Consider the following 15,191-nt stretch of genomic DNA (forward strand, 5'->3'; position numbering starts at 1 on the left):
GGGTAGGGAGGGCGTCAAGATATATCGCGAACTGCTAGGCGGGGGCGTCCAGTCCCAGCCACTGGAACCAGCCGCGGTGCAGCACCAGCCACGCCATGAGGCCATACCCGGCCTGGCCCGGCGTTCCGGCGTTGGCCGCCAGGTCCTGCCGCCACTGCTCGTGATTCAGCAGTGGGGAGAACGTATCGACGTAGAGGTGCTTGCGCCGCGTGGTGACGTCGGCGAATGCCGTGTTCAGCTCGTCCAGCCGGCGGTTCTGGGCAGGATCGAGGGTGGGCGGCGGACCCACGACGAATACCTCGATCCGGTTCTGTGAGGCCGAGTCCAGGATGTTTGCCAGATTCAGCCTGCTGCGCGCGGTGGAGAGGCCGAATTCGATATCGCGGCCGGAGAGGCCGATCACCAGGCGGTTCTCGGCGTTGGTGCTGAACCTCCGCCCGGCCTCCTCCAGCCACCGGGCGGCCAGGCCCTCGGTGCCTTCCTGCGGGCAGGGGAGGGCGTAGCTTTCCAGGAGCAAGCCGTCCTGGGGAGTGCGGGCCAGGACACGGCCCAGCCAGCCGAGCGCCCGGGGATCTCCGAGTCCGGCCAGCAGTTCATCTCCTACAGCCGCAATGCGCAGCTTCCTGTCTTCCACACGATCCTCTTTACTTCGTTCCCTGGCCGCTGCCACCGTTGGTGCAAAGGGGCGGCGCTGTCCATCCATTAACAGAACTGCCCGGCCGGAGTCTGGGATTTCGACGTCCGGCCGGGCAGCCTCACTGCTTACTTCCGTGCAAATGCCTGCTTCAGGAGCACGTCCTGCTCCGCGGCGTGCCGCTTCATGGAGCCGGCTGCCGTGGAGGCCGACGCAGGCCGCGAGACGAGCCGGATGCGGCGGTCCAGGGCGTCCGGCAGGTTCAGGCCGATGAACGGCCACGGACCCTGATTGGCGGGCTCGTCCTGTGCCCAGACAACCTCGGCGTTCGGGTACTTGGCAAGCTCGGCCGCGATCTCGGCATGCGGCAGCGGGTAGAGCTGCTCGACGCGCACGATGGCCGTGGTCTTGTCGCCGGTCTTCTGCCGGGTGGACAGCAGATCGTAGTACAGGCGGCCGGAGACCAGCAGCACGCGCTCGACGCCGTTGGCGTCCAGCTGCTCATGCTCACCGATGACCGGGCGGAACGTGCCGCTGGTGAAGTCCTCGACGGACGACGCGGCAGCCTTCAGGCGGAGGAGCTGCTTGGGCGTGAAGATGATCAGCGGCTTCCGCGGCCGGCTGTACGCCTGGCGGCGCAGCAGGTGGAAGTGCGAGGCGGCCGTGGTGGGGTTGGCCACGATCATGTTCTCTTCGGCGCACAGCTGCAGGAACCGCTCGATCCTGGCGGAGGAGTGGTCCGGGCCCTGGCCTTCGTAGCCGTGCGGAAGCATCAGTACCAGCGAGGACCGCTGGCCCCACTTCTGCTCGGCAGAGGAGATGAACTCGTCGATGATGGTCTGGGCGCCGTTGACGAAGTCGCCGAACTGGGCCTCCCAAAGGACCAGTGCGTCGGGCCGTTCCACCGAGTAGCCGTATTCGAAGCCCATGGCAGCGTATTCGGACAGCAGGGAATCGTAGATCCACAGCTTGGCCTGGTTGTCGGAGAGGTTGCCCAGGGGCAGCCATTCCTGGCCATTGGCGCGGTCGTGGAATACGGCGTGCCGCTGGACGAAGGTGCCGCGGCGGGAGTCCTGGCCGGCGAGGCGTACGGGCACGCCTTCCATGATCAGGGAGCCAAACGCAGCGATCTCGCCGAAGCCCCAGTCGATGCCGCCTTCACGGGACATCTGCTCACGCTTTTCGAGCAGCTGCTTGAGCTTGGCGTGGACCGTGAAGCCCTCGGGGATCTCGATGTGGGCCTTGCCGATGCGGGCCAGGGTGTCTGCCGAAATCGCCGTGGCGACCGGTGCGTTGGCGCCGGAGTCGGACTGCTGGGCAATGGGCCGCTCGATATCGGAAACTGCGGCGGAATCCGCCGTCACGATCGGGATCGGGGAGGTCTGGGCTGCGTGGGTCTCCGCGAAGACGCGCTCCAGCCGCTCCTGGTAGTCGCGGAGCAGCTGCTCTGCTTCTTCCTCGGTGATGTCGCCACGGCCGATCAGCGACTCGGTGTACAGCTTACGGACGGAGCGCTTTGCCTCGATGAGGTTGTACATCAGCGGCTGGGTCATCGAGGGGTCGTCGCCCTCGTTGTGCCCGCGGCGGCGGTAGCAGACCATGTCGATGACGACGTCCTTGTGGAAGCGCTGGCGGAACTCGTAGGCGAGCTGGCCGATGCGGACCACGGCTTCGGGATCGTCACCGTTCACATGGAACACGGGTGCCTGGATCATCTTCGCGACGTCGGTGGAGTACGTGGACGAGCGTGAGGAGGACGGGGCGGTGGTGAAGCCCACCTGGTTGTTGACCACGATGTGGATGGTTCCACCGGTGCGGTAGCCGCGCAGCTGGGACAGGTTGAGGGTTTCAGCAACCACGCCCTGGCCGGCGAAGGCGGCGTCGCCGTGCACCACGATGGGCAGCACGGGGAAGGATTCGCCCTGGTCCAGCCGGTCCTGCTTGGCGCGGACGATGCCCTCGAGCACGGGGTCCACGGCCTCAAGGTGGGACGGGTTGGCGGCCAGGTAGACCTTGGTCTCCTTGCCGGTGTCCGAGGTGAACGTGCCTTCGGTGCCCAAGTGGTACTTCACGTCACCGGAGCCCTGGACCGAGCGGGGATCCTGGGTGCCCTCGAACTCGCGGAACACCTGTGCGTACGTCTTGCCGGCAATGTTGGTCAGCACGTTCAGGCGGCCGCGGTGGGCCATGCCGATGGCAACTTCGTCCAGGCCGTCGTCGGCGGCGTCGGACATGATGGCGTCCAGGAGCGGAATCAGCGACTCGCCGCCTTCGAGGGAGAAGCGCTTCTGGCCCACGAACTTGGTCTGCAGGAACGTTTCGAAAGCCTCGGCAGCGTTCAGCTTGGAGACGATGCGCAGCTGCTCTTCACGACTCGGCTTGGAGTAGGGGTGCTCCAGCTGGTCCTGGAACCACTTGCGCTCGGCCGGTTCCTGGATGTGCATGTATTCGATGCCCGTGGTGCGGCAGTAGGCATCGCGAAGGACGCCCAGGATGTCGCGGAACTTCAGCTGCGGCTTGCCGCCGAAGCCGCCGGTGGGCCACTCGCGGTCCAGGTCCCACAGGGTCAGCCCGTAGGTCAGGACGTCGAGGTCAGGGTGCTTGCGCTGCACGTATTCAAGCGGATCGGTGTCCGCCATCAGGTGGCCGCGGACGCGGTAGGAGTGGATCAGCTGCTGGATCCGGGCAACCTTGTTGATTTCGTCGGCCGGGTCCACCTGCTTGTCGGCGCTCCAGCGGACGGGCTCGTATGGGATGCGCAGGGCTTCGAAGATCTCGTCGTAGAAGTTCTGGGCACCCAGCAGGAGCTGGTGGACAAGCTTGAGGAACTCGCCGCTGCCGGCACCCTGGATGACGCGGTGGTCGTACGTCGAGGTAAGGGTGAGGACCTTGCTGATGGCGTTCTGGGCGATGATCTTTTCGCTGGCACCCTGGAACTCGGCAGGGTAGTCGAGGGCGCCGACGCCGATGATGGCGGCCTGGCCCTTGGAGAGGCGGGGCACGGAGTGGACGGTGCCGATGCCGCCGGGGTTGGTCAGCGAAACCGTGGTGCCCTGGTGGTCCTCGGCGGTGAGCTTGCCGTTGCGGGCGCGCTTGATGAGGTCCTCGTAGGTGTGCCAGAACTCGGCGAAGTTGAGCGTCTCAGCCTTTTTGATGTTCGGAACCATCAGCAGGCGGGTACCGTCCGGCTTGGGCATGTCGATGGCGATGCCGAAGTTGACGTGGGCCGGCTGGACAGCGGAGGGCTTGCCGTCCACCTCGTCGTAGTACACGTTCATGGACGGGAACTGCGACAGGGCGCGGATCACTGCGTAACCGATGAGGTGCGTGAAGGAGACCTTGCCGCCGCGGGCGCGGGCGAGGTTGGAGTTGATGACAACACGGTTATCGATCAGCAGCTTGGCCGGAATGGCCCGGACGCTGGTGGCCGTGGGTACCTCGAGGCTGGTGACCATGTTGGTGGCGATGGCCTTGGCCGGTCCGCGGAGGACGGAAACAACGTCTTCTTCGGGGGCGGTGGGCGCCTTGACGTTCTTGGGCAGCTGGGCCGGGATCGGCTGTGATCCGGTTGTGCCCTCGGTCTTCTTGCCGCCGTCGCGGGCGACGGTGGCGGGAGCCTTCTTGACCGGCGCGGGCGCCGGTGCGGCAGCCGGCGCGGCCGGGGGAGTGGCAGACGCTGCCGCCGGCGACGGTGCCGGAGCCGCAGGAGCCGCATTCACAACAGGCATTTCCCGGGTAGGAGGATGGGCAGTGGCCTGCCCCGAATTACCGTTGGAAGAAGAACTGCTGCCCGAGTCGAACGATTCAAACAGCGGCCACCACTTGGCATCCACAGCGTTCTTGTCCTGCTGGTACTGCTCGTACAGTTCGTCAACGAGCCACTCGTTTCCGCCAAATTCCTCTGGTAGACGGTGGCTTGGCTGCTCTGGCACTTGAAATACGCCTCTTCCATGAGTTTGATTTCTCTCCGGCCCCACGGTGCGTCAGCACTACGTTCGAACCAGTCTCTGCGTCCTCTGAACCCAGACCTTTGCAAGTCTAGTAACCATGTTGTGCTAACTGCCAATAAGGGTGACCCAAATCATGAAGTGACGCGGGAACCGCCAAATATGGCGGCCGGAAGCGTGTGAAGAAGGGGTTTTGGGGGTATCTCATTACGGCGCTTCCGGGCCGCCTTCGGAGCGCAGGGAGGCCCGGGGCGTACCTGTAGACTGAAGTTCTTATGGACAGTAAATCTAGGTGCCGGCCTGGGGGCTGTCAGCGGAGCACGAAGAACAGCGCCGCACAGTCCACCCGCAGAGCCGGCAAACCCCGAACACGCGCCCATCACCCGCCGGCGGCCCCTTCGGCCGCGGCCCGCCAGGAAGAGGCTCGGCCTCCGCCGACCATCCTCCGCCGGGCAGACATACCGGTTATCCCGCTTCACGCCCGTGCGCAGTACAGGCGGGATGCTGAATGGAATGGCTCTTCCTTGCCGCAGGCCTGCTGCTGATTGCAGGCACCGGCTTCTTCGTAGCCGTTGAGTTTTCCCTCATTGCACTTGACCAGCCGACCGTCCAGCGTGCCGTGGACGACGGCGATGCGGGCGCGGTCCCGCTGCTCGCCTGCCTCAAGTCCCTGTCAACGCAGCTCTCCAGCTGCCAATTGGGCATTACGCTCACCACGCTCCTCACCGGTTACGTGATGGAACCTTCGGTTGGGCAGCTCCTGGAAGCCCCGCTGGCCGCCCTCGGACTGCCCGACGTCGCTGTGGCCTCCATCTCGCTGGTCCTGGCCATGGTGATCGCCACCCTGCTCTCCATGCTGCTGGGGGAGCTGGTCCCCAAGAACATGGCCATTGCCCTGTCCTTCCGGGTGGGCAAGGCCCTTGCCCGGCCGCAGCTGGTCTTCACCGCGGTTTTCAAGCCGGCCATCGTGCTGCTGAACGGCTTCTCCAACCGGGTGCTCCATGTCTTCGGCCTGGAAGCGAAAGAAGAAATCTCCGGGGCGCGCACCCCGGCGGAGCTTGCCTCGTTGGTCCGCCGTTCGGCGGCAATGGGAACGCTCGACGCCGGAACGGCGAACTTCATCGCCCGCACCCTCAATTTCTCCACCAGGACGGCCGCGGACGTCATGACGCCGCGCATCCGCGTGGAGACGATCGACGCCGACCAGCCCGTCGCCGACATCGTCGCCGCTGCCCGCAGGACCGGCTACTCCCGGTTCCCGGTGATCGGCGACTCGGCGGACGACATCCGTGGCCTGGTCCACGTCAAGAAAGCCGTGGCCGTTCCGTGGGAGCGCCGGCAGAACCTTGAAGCCGGTGCCATCATGACGGAGGTGCTGCGGGTCCCGGAGACCATCCACCTGGATGCCCTGCTGGCCGAACTCCGTGAAGGAAACCTGCAACTCGCCGTCGTCCTGGATGAATACGGAGGAACTGCCGGCATCGCCACCCTTGAGGACTTGGTGGAAGAAATTGTCGGCGAGGTGGCGGACGAGCATGACAAGGTCCGCCCCGGCCTGCTGCAAAGCGCCTCCGGCGACTGGTATTTCCCGGGCCTGCTGCGCCCGGACGAGCTGTCCGAACAAATCCCCGGACTAACCGTGCCCGACGAGGCTGCCTACGAGACTGTGGGCGGCTATGTCATGAGCAAGCTCGGCCGGATCGGTGCGGTGGGAGACACCGTGCCCGTGGGCGGTGGAACGCTGAGCGTCACGCGTATGGACGGCCGCCGGATCGACCGGATCTGCTTCCGGCCGGTCCCGCCGGATGACCTGTCCGGGAACACGAACGACAGGAACGGCCGATGAGCGACTGGGCAGGAATCGTATGGCTCGGGGTCCTGCTGCTTGGCAACGCCTTCTTCGTGGGCGCGGAGTTCGCCGTCATGTCGGCCCGCCGCAGCCAGATTGAGCCACTGGCAGAGGCCGGCTCCAAGCGCGCACAGACAACGCTGAAGGCGATGGAGAACGTCTCGCTGATGCTGGCGTGCGCCCAGCTGGGCATCACCGTGTGTTCGCTCCTGATCCTCCTGGTGGCCGAACCCGCCATCCACCACCTGCTGGCTGTCCCGCTGGAAACCTTGGGCCTGCCGATCGAGGTGGCCGACGTGGCCGCGTTCGCGGTGGCGCTGATGCTCGTCACGTTCCTGCACGTGACCTTCGGTGAGATGGTCCCGAAGAACATCTCCGTGTCCGTCGCGGACAAGGCCGCACTGCTCCTCGCACCGCCGCTGGTGTTCATCTCCCGGCTCGTCAACCCGGTAATTTCGGTCCTCAACTGGTCGGCAAACCACATCCTCAAGCTGCTGCGGATCGAGCCCAAGGATGAGGTCAACTCCTCGTTCACGCTGGAGGAAGTCCAGTCGATCGTCCAGGAATCCACCCGTCATGGCCTGGTGGACGACGACGCCGGCCTGATCACCGGCGCGCTTGAGTTCTCGGAGCACACCGCCGGGGACATCATGGTGCCGCTGGAAAAGCTGGTCATGCTCAGGGCTGCCACCACGCCCGTGGAATTTGAAAAGGCCGTCAGCCGTACAGGCTTTTCCCGCTTCCCGATGCTGGACGACGAGGACATGCTCTACGGCTACCTCCATGTGAAGGACGTCCTGTCCATCCCGGAACCGGCGTATGGGCTTCCGATCGCCGAGAGCCGGATCCGGTCGCTGGCCAACCTGGCATTGGACGACGAGATTGAAAAGGCGATGTCAGTCATGCAGCGGACGGGCTCGCACCTGGCCCGCGTTATTGGACCTGACGGCAAGACCCAGGGTGTGCTGTTCCTCGAGGATGTCATCGAGCAGCTCGTGGGCGAGATCCGGGACGCCACCCAGGCCACCGGGATCCGCCGTCTCGGCCACCCGAACGGAGGCTGAGCGCCCGCGCCCTCCCGCCCTCCGGGGGGGTGGGAGGGCCGCGGCGCTGGGCTCTAGATAGGAATGATTCCTATTTAGGTATAGACTTGGAGGGTTGTTTCTTCCCTCCCCAGTGAACCGAGGTCTTTCCGTGCGCCGTTCCGCAGCCGCCCGTTCGTCAGTTGCCGCCCTCGCCGGGCTCGGACTCCTGCTGACCGCCTGCAGCCCCCAGGCAGAGCCCTCGTCAGAAGCCGCCGACGGCATCAACATCGTGGCATCGACCAACGTTTACGGCGACATCGCCAAGACCATCGGCGGAGACAAGGTCAGCGTCACCGCCATCATCAGCAAAACCAGCCAGGATCCGCACTCCTACGAGGCGACCGCGCAGGACCGTCTGGCGGTGTCCAAAGCGGACCTCGTTATCGAGAACGGTGGGGGCTACGACGATTTCCTCCACACCCTTGCCGAGGACAGCAACCTCGACGGCGGCAAGGTGCTTAACGCCGTCGAACTCTCCGGGCTGGCCCATCCCGAAGGGGAGGAAGCTTCTGCCGGGACCTCCGCACCGGAATCCGAACCTGCCGATGAGCACGACCATGGCGAATTCAACGAGCACGTCTGGTACAGCCTGCACGCAATGGAGGAGCTGGCCGGCGACATCTCCGCCAAACTCTCGGAACTGGACCCGGCTTCGGCGCAGACGTTCGAGACCAATGCCGAAAACTTCACCTCCACCCTCGAAGGCCTGCACGGAAAGCTTGATTCCCTCAAGGGCGCAGCTGCAGGGGCGCCGGTGGCAGTGACGGAGCCGGTTCCGCTTTACCTGCTGGAGGACGCCGGGCTGGTTAACGCAACGCCTGAGGACTACACTGCTGCGATCGAGGAAGGCTCAGACGTGCCGCCCGCAGTGCTCAAGGCCGCAACCGACCTCGTCGCCTCCAAGTCGGTCCGGTTCCTCGCCTACAACCAGCAGACCGAGGGCCCGCAGACGGAAGCGTTGAAGAAAGCAGCCGAGACGGCAGGAGTTCCCGTGGTGGATTTCAACGAAACCCTGCCTGAGGGCAAGACGTACCTGCAGTGGATGACGGACAATGTGGACAACATCGGCAAAGTTCTGGAGAGCAAATAGTTGAAACCCGTCGTCAGCCTCACCGGAGCGTCCCTTAAGTTTGGCAAGCGGGCGCTCTGGGAGGATTTGGACCTGGACATCAAGCCCGGCGAATTCTTCGCCGTGCTGGGTCCGAACGGAAGCGGCAAGACCAGCTTCCTCAAGGTCCTGCTCGGCCTGCAGGATTTGCACCAGGGGCGGGCTGCACTCGGTGGCCGTCCGGTTGAGCGCGGCAGCCGCCTGATCGGGTACATTCCGCAGCAGAAGTCCTTTGCCCAGGACACCCCGATGCGCGCCAGGGACCTGGTGGGGCTCGGAGTGGACGGCCACCGCTGGGGGCTGCGCCTGTCCCCGGCCAAGGCAAACCGCCGGATCGACGAGCTCCTCGAGCTGGTGGGCGCCAGCGATTACGCCAAGGTGCCCGTGGGACAGCTGTCCGGCGGCGAGCAGCAGCGGCTCCGGGTTGCCCAGGCACTGGCAACTGATCCCAAGGTCCTTCTCTGCGACGAACCGCTGCTGTCCCTGGACCTGCACCACCAGCAGGCCGTGAGTGCCCTGATCAACAGGCAGTGCCGCGAGCGGAACAGCGCCGTCGTATTCGTGACCCATGAGATCAACCCCATCATCGACTACGTGGACCGCGTGCTGTACCTGGCCGGCGGCCGCTTCAAGGTGGGCACTCCGGAGGAAGTCATGACCACCGAAGTCCTCTCCGATCTCTATGGCAGCCACGTGGAGGTGATCCACGCCAACGGCCGGATCGTGGTGGTGGGGCTTCCGGATGCCACCACCCATCACCACGCCGAGTCGCATGCCCTGGCGGGGGAGGCTGCCTGATGGACGCAGACAGTATCCTCGCGGCAATCTTCAACTTCGAGAACTACGGCGAGCTGCTGGTCCTGGTCGAGAACTCCATCTGGGCCGGGGCCGTCCTGGGCCTGCTGGGCGGCCTGGTGGGCACCTTCGTTATGAAGCGGGACCTGGCGTTCGCCGTCCACGGCATTTCTGAACTCTCCTTCGCCGGGGCGGCCTTCGCCCTTCTGGTCGGCGCCGACATCGTGTTCGGGTCGCTCGTAGGGTCTGTGGCGGCGGCACTCCTCCTCGGCCTGATGGGCGTCAAGGCCCGGGACAAGAACTCCACCATCGGCGTCATCATGCCGTTCGGACTCGGCCTGGGCATCCTGTTCCTGTCCCTGTACGAGGGCCGCGCAGCCAACAAGTTCGGCCTGCTCACCGGCCAGATCGTCTCGGTGGATACGGTCCAGCTCACGGCCCTCGCCGGAACGGCGCTGGCTGTGATCGTGGCGCTGGTGGCCGTCTGGCGCCCGCTGAACTTCGCCAGCCTGGACCCGAACTGGCCGAGGCCCGTGGTGTCCCCGTCCGCCGGCTGGGCATCGTCTTCATGGTCCTGCTGGGTATCAGCGTTGCCCTGTCCATCCAGGTGGTGGGAGCCCTCCTGGTCCTTGCCCTGCTGATTACCCCGGCGGCAGCGGCCCTGCGGGTGACATCGTCGCCGGTGGCTGTGGTGGTCCTGAGCGTCGTGTTTGCCGTCACCGCCACGGTGGGCGGCATCCTGCTGGCATTGGGCGGGCGTATCCCCATCAGCCCCTACGTCACCACGTTGTCCTTCATTATCTACGTGGTATGCCGCGCCATCGGTTCCGTCAGGGCCGGCAAAGGCATCAACGGCAGGGTCCTGCAGGCGCAGTAGCCGCTGCCGGCATGGCCTGCTACAGCTTGCCTGCAGCCTTCAGGGCCGTGCAGTCCGGGCAGAGGCCGAAGATTTCCACCGTGTGGGCAACCTCGCTGAACCCATGTTCCGCGGCGGTGTGCGCTGCCCAGGTTTCGACGGCGGGCGCCTCCACCTCAACGGCTTTGCCGCAGTTCCGGCACAGCAGGTGGTGATGATGGCCGGTCACGGCGCAGCGCCGGTAGACCGCTTCGCCCTCACCGTTGCGCAGAACGTCCACCAGGCCTTCATCGGCAAGCGACTGGAGGATCCGGTAGGCCGTGGCGAGTGAAACGGACACGCCCTGGTTCTGCAGGATCCGGTACAGCTCCTGGGTGCTGACGAAGTCGTCCAGCTCATCCAGGGCGGCACTGACGGCCCGGCGCTGCTTGGTGACGCGCTGTTCCTTGCCGCCCGTTGCCGGGGATGGCGTAGTGGAATCAGCCTTGGCGCCGAGCGGCATGGATGGACTCGCTTCCGTGGGGATCATGGCAAAGATCCAGATTACCAGCCAAGCCCTCGTGGACACCGTTCCGGACAGGACCCTAGGCTGGCGCTATGAAGCTGACGAAATTCACCCACGCCTGCGTGCGCCTTGAAAAGGACGGCCGGGTTCTGGTCCTGGATCCCGGTAACTTCTCCGAAACCGGAGAGGCGCTGGCAGGCGCCGAAGCCGTGCTGATCACCCACGAGCACGCCGACCACATCGACGTTCCGGCTGTTGCCGGGGCGCTCCGAAGCGCCACGGACCTGGTGCTTTACGCCCCCGCGGGTGTGGCGGACCAGATGCGGACCGAAGTTCCGGAAGCAACGGCGCGGATCAACGCGGTGGACCCCGGAACGTCGCTGGATGTGGCGGGCTTCGCGGTGCGCAGCTTCGGGGGCCAGCACGCCCTGATCCATCCACAGATCCCGGTGGTGGCCAATATCGGCTACCTCATTGATGACAACGTCTACCATCCGGGCGACTCGTTCATCGTTCCGGACGGCATCAGCGTCAAGACCCTGCTGGTTCCGTTGCACGCGCCCTGGAGCAAGTCGGCCGAAGTAGTGGATTTCGTCGTCAGCGTCCGGGCGCCGCGGGCATTCCAGATCCACGACGGGCTCCTCAACGACAATGGCCTGAAGGTCGTCGAGGGCCACGTGAAAAGGATCGGTGCCAAGTACGGCACCGAGTACAACCACCTGCGCGCCGGGGAGTCCGTGGAGGTCTAGGCGACGCCCGGGTCCCACCGTCCGGTATCGAAGAATCTCCGGATCACCGCTTCGTACGGGGCGGGGTCCAGGCCCTGCACTGCCAGCCAGTCCTGGTTGTAGTAGTTGCCCGCATAGCGTTCCCCGCCGTCGCACATCAGCGTCACAATGCTGCCCTTGCGGCCTTCGGCGACCATCCCGGCGATGGTCTGCCATACACCCCACAGATTGGTGCCGGTGGAGGGGCCGGCGTGGAGCCCGGCAAGGTCGGACAAGTGGCGCATGGCTGCCACGGATGCGGCGTCGGGAACCTGGACCATCCGGTCGATCACGGACGGCACAAAACTTGGCTCCAGCCGCGGCCGGCCAATTCCCTCGATCCGGGACGGCAGACCCGCCGGCCCGCCGTCCGTCCCGCCTCGCCACCCCGGGTAGAACGCCGAGTTTTCGGGATCCACCACCAGCAGCCGGGTGGGATGGCTGTGGTAGCGCAGGTAGCGGCCAATCGTTGCACTGGTCCCGCCCGTCCCCGCACCCACCACGATCCAGTCCGGAACGGGATGCTCCTCCAGCTGGAGCTGGCCAAAAATCGACTCCGCAATATTGTTGTTGCCGCGCCAGTCCGTGGCCCGCTCCGCGTAGGTGAACTGGTCCATGTAATGCCCGTTGCAGGTGGCGGCCACCTCTTCCGCTGCGGCATACACATCCGACGCGTGTTCCACCAGCAGGCACGAGCCGCCGAACTGCTCGATCAGGTCAATCTTCTCCTGGCTGGTGGTCCGGGCCATGACGGCAATGAACGGCAGTCCCAGCAGCTGGGCAAAGTATGCCTCGGAGACGGCGGTGCTGCCGCTGGACGCCTCCACGATGGTGGTGTCCGCCCGGATCCAGCCGTTGACCAGGCCGAAGAGGAACAGCGACCGCGCCAGCCGGTGCTTCAGGCTGCCGGAGCGGTGGGTGGATTCGTCCTTCAGGTACAGCTGCACGCCCCAGTGTTCGGGCAGCGGCACCGAGTAGAGGTGCGTGTCCGCCGAACGGTTGTTTTCGGCCCGGATGGTGCGGATGGCCTGGTCCGCCCAGTCACGGTCGGACCACCCGCGGCCTGCCCAGTCCGTGTCCCTGCTGTTTCCGCCGTCGCCGTTGCCGCCGTCCTCAATCTTCACCAATCCAGCCTACCCGCGGGCGGACCTGTGGCGGCCTAAAGTGGAACCGACAGTATGACCACCCCGAAGGAGCCCGATGAACCCCCTGATGGACGTGACCACGCTGAGGAACCGCCTTGGCCGCGGACAGCGCACGGTGCTGCTGGATGTCCGCTGGGCGCTGGGCGATCCGCACGGCCATGAGCACTACCTCGGCGGGCACCTGCCGGGGGCAGTCTTTGTGGACCTTGCCTCCGAGCTCGCGGCGCCGCCTGTTCCCGCGCGGGGACGGCACCCGCTGCCGGCGCCGGAGGACTTCCAGGCCGCCGCGCGCGGCTGGGGTATCAACAATGGCGACGTCGTGGTCGCCTACGACGACACCGCCAACATGGCTGCCGCGAGGGCCTGGTGGATGTTAAGGAACGCGGGGCTCCGTGAGGTCTACCTGCTCGACGGCGGCCTGGCCGCCTGGCGCGCGGAAGGCCTTGCGGTGGAGCAGGGCCCGGTGGCGGCGGAGCCCGGAAACGTGGTGCTGGCGGACGGCGGAATGCCCCGGCTCGACGCCGGTGCTGCCGCCGCCTGGCCGGTCAGGGGCGTGCTGCTCGACGCACGGGCGGGGGAGCGGTACCGCGGCGAAGTGGAGCCCGTCGACCCCCGGGCAGGCCACATACCAGGGGCGGTGAGCGCCCCAACGTCGGACAACGTGGACGCAACCGGACGCTTCCTTCCCGCTGATGAGCTGCGAAGCAGGTTCGAGGCGCTGGGCGTCCGGGACGGGAGGCCGGTTGCCGTCTATTGCGGCTCAGGGGTGACCGCTGCGCACGAGGTGGCGGCCCTGGAAGTGGCAGGGTTCAGCGCTGCGCTGTACGCGGGCTCGTTCTCGGAGTGGTCCAACAACCCGCAGCTTCCCGTGGCCACCGGCGCTGACCCCGGCGGATCTTTCCCGGCTGGAAAGTTGGCTGGCCGCAACGGTAGCGTCTGACTATGACCCAGGACGTCCCGTACCGCCGCCCCTTGCCACCCCGATCCTGCCCGACGCCGGCACCCTTGCCGCCGCGTACGGTGCTGTGTCCCCTGACAGCGGACTGGTCCCGCTGACCGTGGCCCGCCGCGCGCCCAAACCCGACGACGTCGAAATTGCCATCGAGTTCTGCGGCCTGTGCCACTCCGATGTGCACGCGGCCCGCGGGGAATGGGGCGGGCAAACCTATCCGCTGGTGCCCGGACACGAGATCGTGGGAACCGTCACCCGGGTGGGCTCAGCCGTCACCGGTTTTGCGGTGGGCGAGCGGGTGGGCGTCGGCTGCATCGTGGACTCGTGCCGCGAGTGCGAAAGCTGCCTGGACGGCCTGGAGCAGTACTGCGAAAAAGGAATGACCGGCACCTACGGGGCCGTCGACCGGCGGAACGGTGACACGCTCACCCAGGGCGGCTACGCGTCCTCCATCGTGGTGGACCACCGCTACGTGGTCCGGGTGCCCGCATCGCTGGACCCGGCCGCCGTCGCGCCTTTGCTGTGCGCCGGGATCACCACGTTCTCCCCGCTGCGGCACTTCGACGTCGAAGAGGGCGATGTTGTGGGCGTGGTGGGCCTGGGCGGGCTGGGGCACATGGCGGTCAAGCTGGCCAAAGCCATGGGTGCCCGGGTGGTGGTGTTCACGACGTCGGAATCCAAGGTGCCCGCCGCGCTGGAACTGGGAGCCGATGAGGTTGTCCTGTCCCGGGACGAGGATGCGATGGCCGCCGCGAACCGCACCATTGACGTCATCATCGACACAGTTGCCGCTCCGCACGATCTCAACCCCCTGTTCCGCACCCTGCGCGTGGACGGTGCGCTGTTCCAGCTGGGCCTGCCGTCCGAGGCCATGCCGCCGGTGAATCCGCGCGCCCTCATCCGGCGCCGCATCGCCTACGCGGGCTCGCTGATCGGCGGGATCGCCGAAACGCAGGAGATGCTGGACTTCTGCGCAGAGCACGGCGTGGTTGCCGACATCGAGATGGTCGACGCCGGCCAGCTCAACGAAGCCTATGACCGCATGGTTGCAGGAGACGTGAAGTACCGGTTCGTGCTGGACACCAGCACCTTGCAGGCACCCGCCAAGGAGGCAGACGCATGAGCACACTTTTTACCAGGATCCTCAACGGCGAGATTCCCGGCCGGTTCGTCTGGCGTGAGGACGATGTGTCCGCCTTCCTCACCACCGGGCCACTGGCCGACGGGCATACCCTTGTGGTTCCCACCGAGGAAGTGGACCGCTGGACCGACGCGTCCCCCGAGACCCTGGCACGGGTGATGGAGGTGGCCCGCCGGATCGGCGCCGTCCAGGTGGACCTCTTCGACGCACCGCGGGCAGGGCTTATCGTGGCGGGATACGAGATCAACCACCTGCACGTCCATGTATGGCCGTCGCGCAGCATGGCGGACTTCAACTTCGCCTCAGCGGACCAGAATCCCGATCCCGCCGTCCTGGACGCGAACGCGGAGAAACTGCGCCGAGGGCTGCGTGACGCCGGCTGGGCGAGTTCGTTCCCGCCGGTTAGC

The 15,191-nt window shown here is 66.1% G+C and carries 11 protein-coding genes and 2 pseudogenes; 9 read left to right on the top strand and 4 right to left on the bottom strand.

The features are described from left to right. Positions 1 to 34: 34 nt before the first annotated feature. Complete coding sequence (locus ACPEE0_RS06810; RefSeq protein ID WP_009356880.1) at positions 35 to 634, bottom strand: GDSL-type esterase/lipase family protein; 600 nt, start codon at positions 632 to 634, stop codon at positions 35 to 37. Positions 635 to 762: 128 nt separating this feature from the next. Then, entirely contained in the window at positions 763 to 4,566 is a 3,804-nt protein-coding gene (locus tag ACPEE0_RS06815) for a multifunctional oxoglutarate decarboxylase/oxoglutarate dehydrogenase thiamine pyrophosphate-binding subunit/dihydrolipoyllysine-residue succinyltransferase subunit (RefSeq protein ID WP_424574196.1), read from the bottom strand. Positions 4,567 to 5,089: 523 nt separating this feature from the next. Between ACPEE0_RS06815 and ACPEE0_RS06820 the strand changes: the two genes are divergently transcribed. The 5 genes and pseudogenes from ACPEE0_RS06820 (at position 5,090) to ACPEE0_RS06840 (ending at position 10,295) form a co-directional block, all read left to right on the top strand. Beyond that, entirely contained in the window at positions 5,090 to 6,427 is a 1,338-nt protein-coding gene (locus tag ACPEE0_RS06820) for a hemolysin family protein (RefSeq protein WP_354175337.1), read from the top strand. Next, positions 6,424 to 7,494 carry a hemolysin family protein gene (locus ACPEE0_RS06825; protein WP_133346220.1) on the top strand — a complete coding sequence of 357 codons (1,071 nt, stop codon included), beginning with the start codon at positions 6,424 to 6,426 and terminating at the stop codon, positions 7,492 to 7,494. Before ACPEE0_RS06820 ends, ACPEE0_RS06825 begins: the two co-directional genes overlap by 4 nt. 130 nt (positions 7,495 to 7,624) lie before the next feature. Continuing rightward, positions 7,625 to 8,605: a metal ABC transporter solute-binding protein, Zn/Mn family gene (locus ACPEE0_RS06830; protein ID WP_009356882.1), complete on the top strand. Its 981-nt coding sequence runs from the start codon at positions 7,625 to 7,627 to the stop codon at positions 8,603 to 8,605. Then, positions 8,606 to 9,421: a metal ABC transporter ATP-binding protein gene (locus ACPEE0_RS06835; RefSeq protein WP_424574197.1), complete on the top strand. Its 816-nt coding sequence runs from the start codon at positions 8,606 to 8,608 to the stop codon at positions 9,419 to 9,421. It abuts the gene before it with no gap. Then, positions 9,421 to 10,295, top strand: a pseudogene (locus ACPEE0_RS06840) (metal ABC transporter permease). The gene ACPEE0_RS06835 and the pseudogene ACPEE0_RS06840 overlap by 1 nt, the downstream one beginning before the upstream one ends. Before the next feature lie 19 nt (positions 10,296 to 10,314). Here ACPEE0_RS06840 and ACPEE0_RS06845 read toward each other — a convergent pair. Continuing rightward, on the bottom strand, positions 10,315 to 10,776 hold the full coding sequence (locus ACPEE0_RS06845) for a Fur family transcriptional regulator (RefSeq protein WP_009356885.1): 462 nt from the start codon (positions 10,774 to 10,776) through the stop codon (positions 10,315 to 10,317). Between the two features lie 95 nt (positions 10,777 to 10,871). On the opposite strand from ACPEE0_RS06845, the gene ACPEE0_RS06850 reads away from it, so the two are divergent. Then, positions 10,872 to 11,528, top strand: a complete 657-nt coding sequence (locus tag ACPEE0_RS06850) for an MBL fold metallo-hydrolase (RefSeq protein ID WP_009356886.1) — start codon at positions 10,872 to 10,874, stop codon at positions 11,526 to 11,528. On the opposite strand, the gene ACPEE0_RS06855 is transcribed toward ACPEE0_RS06850, so the two are convergent. Beyond that, positions 11,525 to 12,571 (bottom strand): PLP-dependent cysteine synthase family protein, encoded by a 1,047-nt coding sequence (locus tag ACPEE0_RS06855; RefSeq protein ID WP_424575251.1) that lies wholly within the window; start codon positions 12,569 to 12,571, stop codon positions 11,525 to 11,527. The genes ACPEE0_RS06850 and ACPEE0_RS06855 overlap by 4 nt on opposite strands. A 175-nt stretch (positions 12,572 to 12,746) precedes the next feature. Here ACPEE0_RS06855 and ACPEE0_RS06860 point away from each other — a divergent pair, with 175 nt between their 5' ends. The 3 genes and pseudogenes from ACPEE0_RS06860 to ACPEE0_RS06870 form a co-directional block, all read left to right on the top strand. Further along, the gene (locus tag ACPEE0_RS06860) at positions 12,747 to 13,631 is read left to right on the top strand and encodes a sulfurtransferase (RefSeq protein WP_424574198.1); all 885 of its coding nucleotides are present in this window, start codon (positions 12,747 to 12,749) and stop codon (positions 13,629 to 13,631) included. After that, on the top strand, positions 13,609 to 14,766 hold the full coding sequence (locus ACPEE0_RS06865) for an NAD(P)-dependent alcohol dehydrogenase (protein WP_424575252.1): 1,158 nt from the start codon (positions 13,609 to 13,611) through the stop codon (positions 14,764 to 14,766). Before ACPEE0_RS06860 ends, ACPEE0_RS06865 begins: the two co-directional genes overlap by 23 nt. Then, positions 14,763 to 15,011, top strand: a pseudogene (locus tag ACPEE0_RS06870) (HIT family protein); the annotation flags it as partial. The gene ACPEE0_RS06865 and the pseudogene ACPEE0_RS06870, both read left to right, overlap by 4 nt. Positions 15,012 to 15,191: the final 180 nt, after the last annotated feature.

This window comes from Arthrobacter sp. SD76 (genome assembly GCF_049726125.1).
Classification (GTDB): Bacteria; Actinomycetota; Actinomycetes; order Actinomycetales; family Micrococcaceae; genus Arthrobacter; species Arthrobacter nitrophenolicus.

What these genes read in the sequence shown, in the direction of transcription:
- ACPEE0_RS06820 (WP_354175337.1), top strand. Translation starts at nt 5,090, where the DNA reads ATGGAATGGCTCTTCCTTGCCGCAGGCCTGCTGCTGATTGCAGGCACC.
- ACPEE0_RS06825 (WP_133346220.1), top strand. Translation starts at nt 6,424, where the DNA reads ATGAGCGACTGGGCAGGAATCGTATGGCTCGGGGTCCTGCTGCTTGGC.
- ACPEE0_RS06845 (WP_009356885.1), bottom strand. Translation starts at nt 10,776, where the DNA reads ATGCCGCTCGGCGCCAAGGCTGATTCCACTACGCCATCCCCGGCAACG.
- ACPEE0_RS06850 (WP_009356886.1), top strand. Translation starts at nt 10,872, where the DNA reads ATGAAGCTGACGAAATTCACCCACGCCTGCGTGCGCCTTGAAAAGGAC.
- ACPEE0_RS06860 (WP_424574198.1), top strand. Translation starts at nt 12,747, where the DNA reads ATGAACCCCCTGATGGACGTGACCACGCTGAGGAACCGCCTTGGCCGC.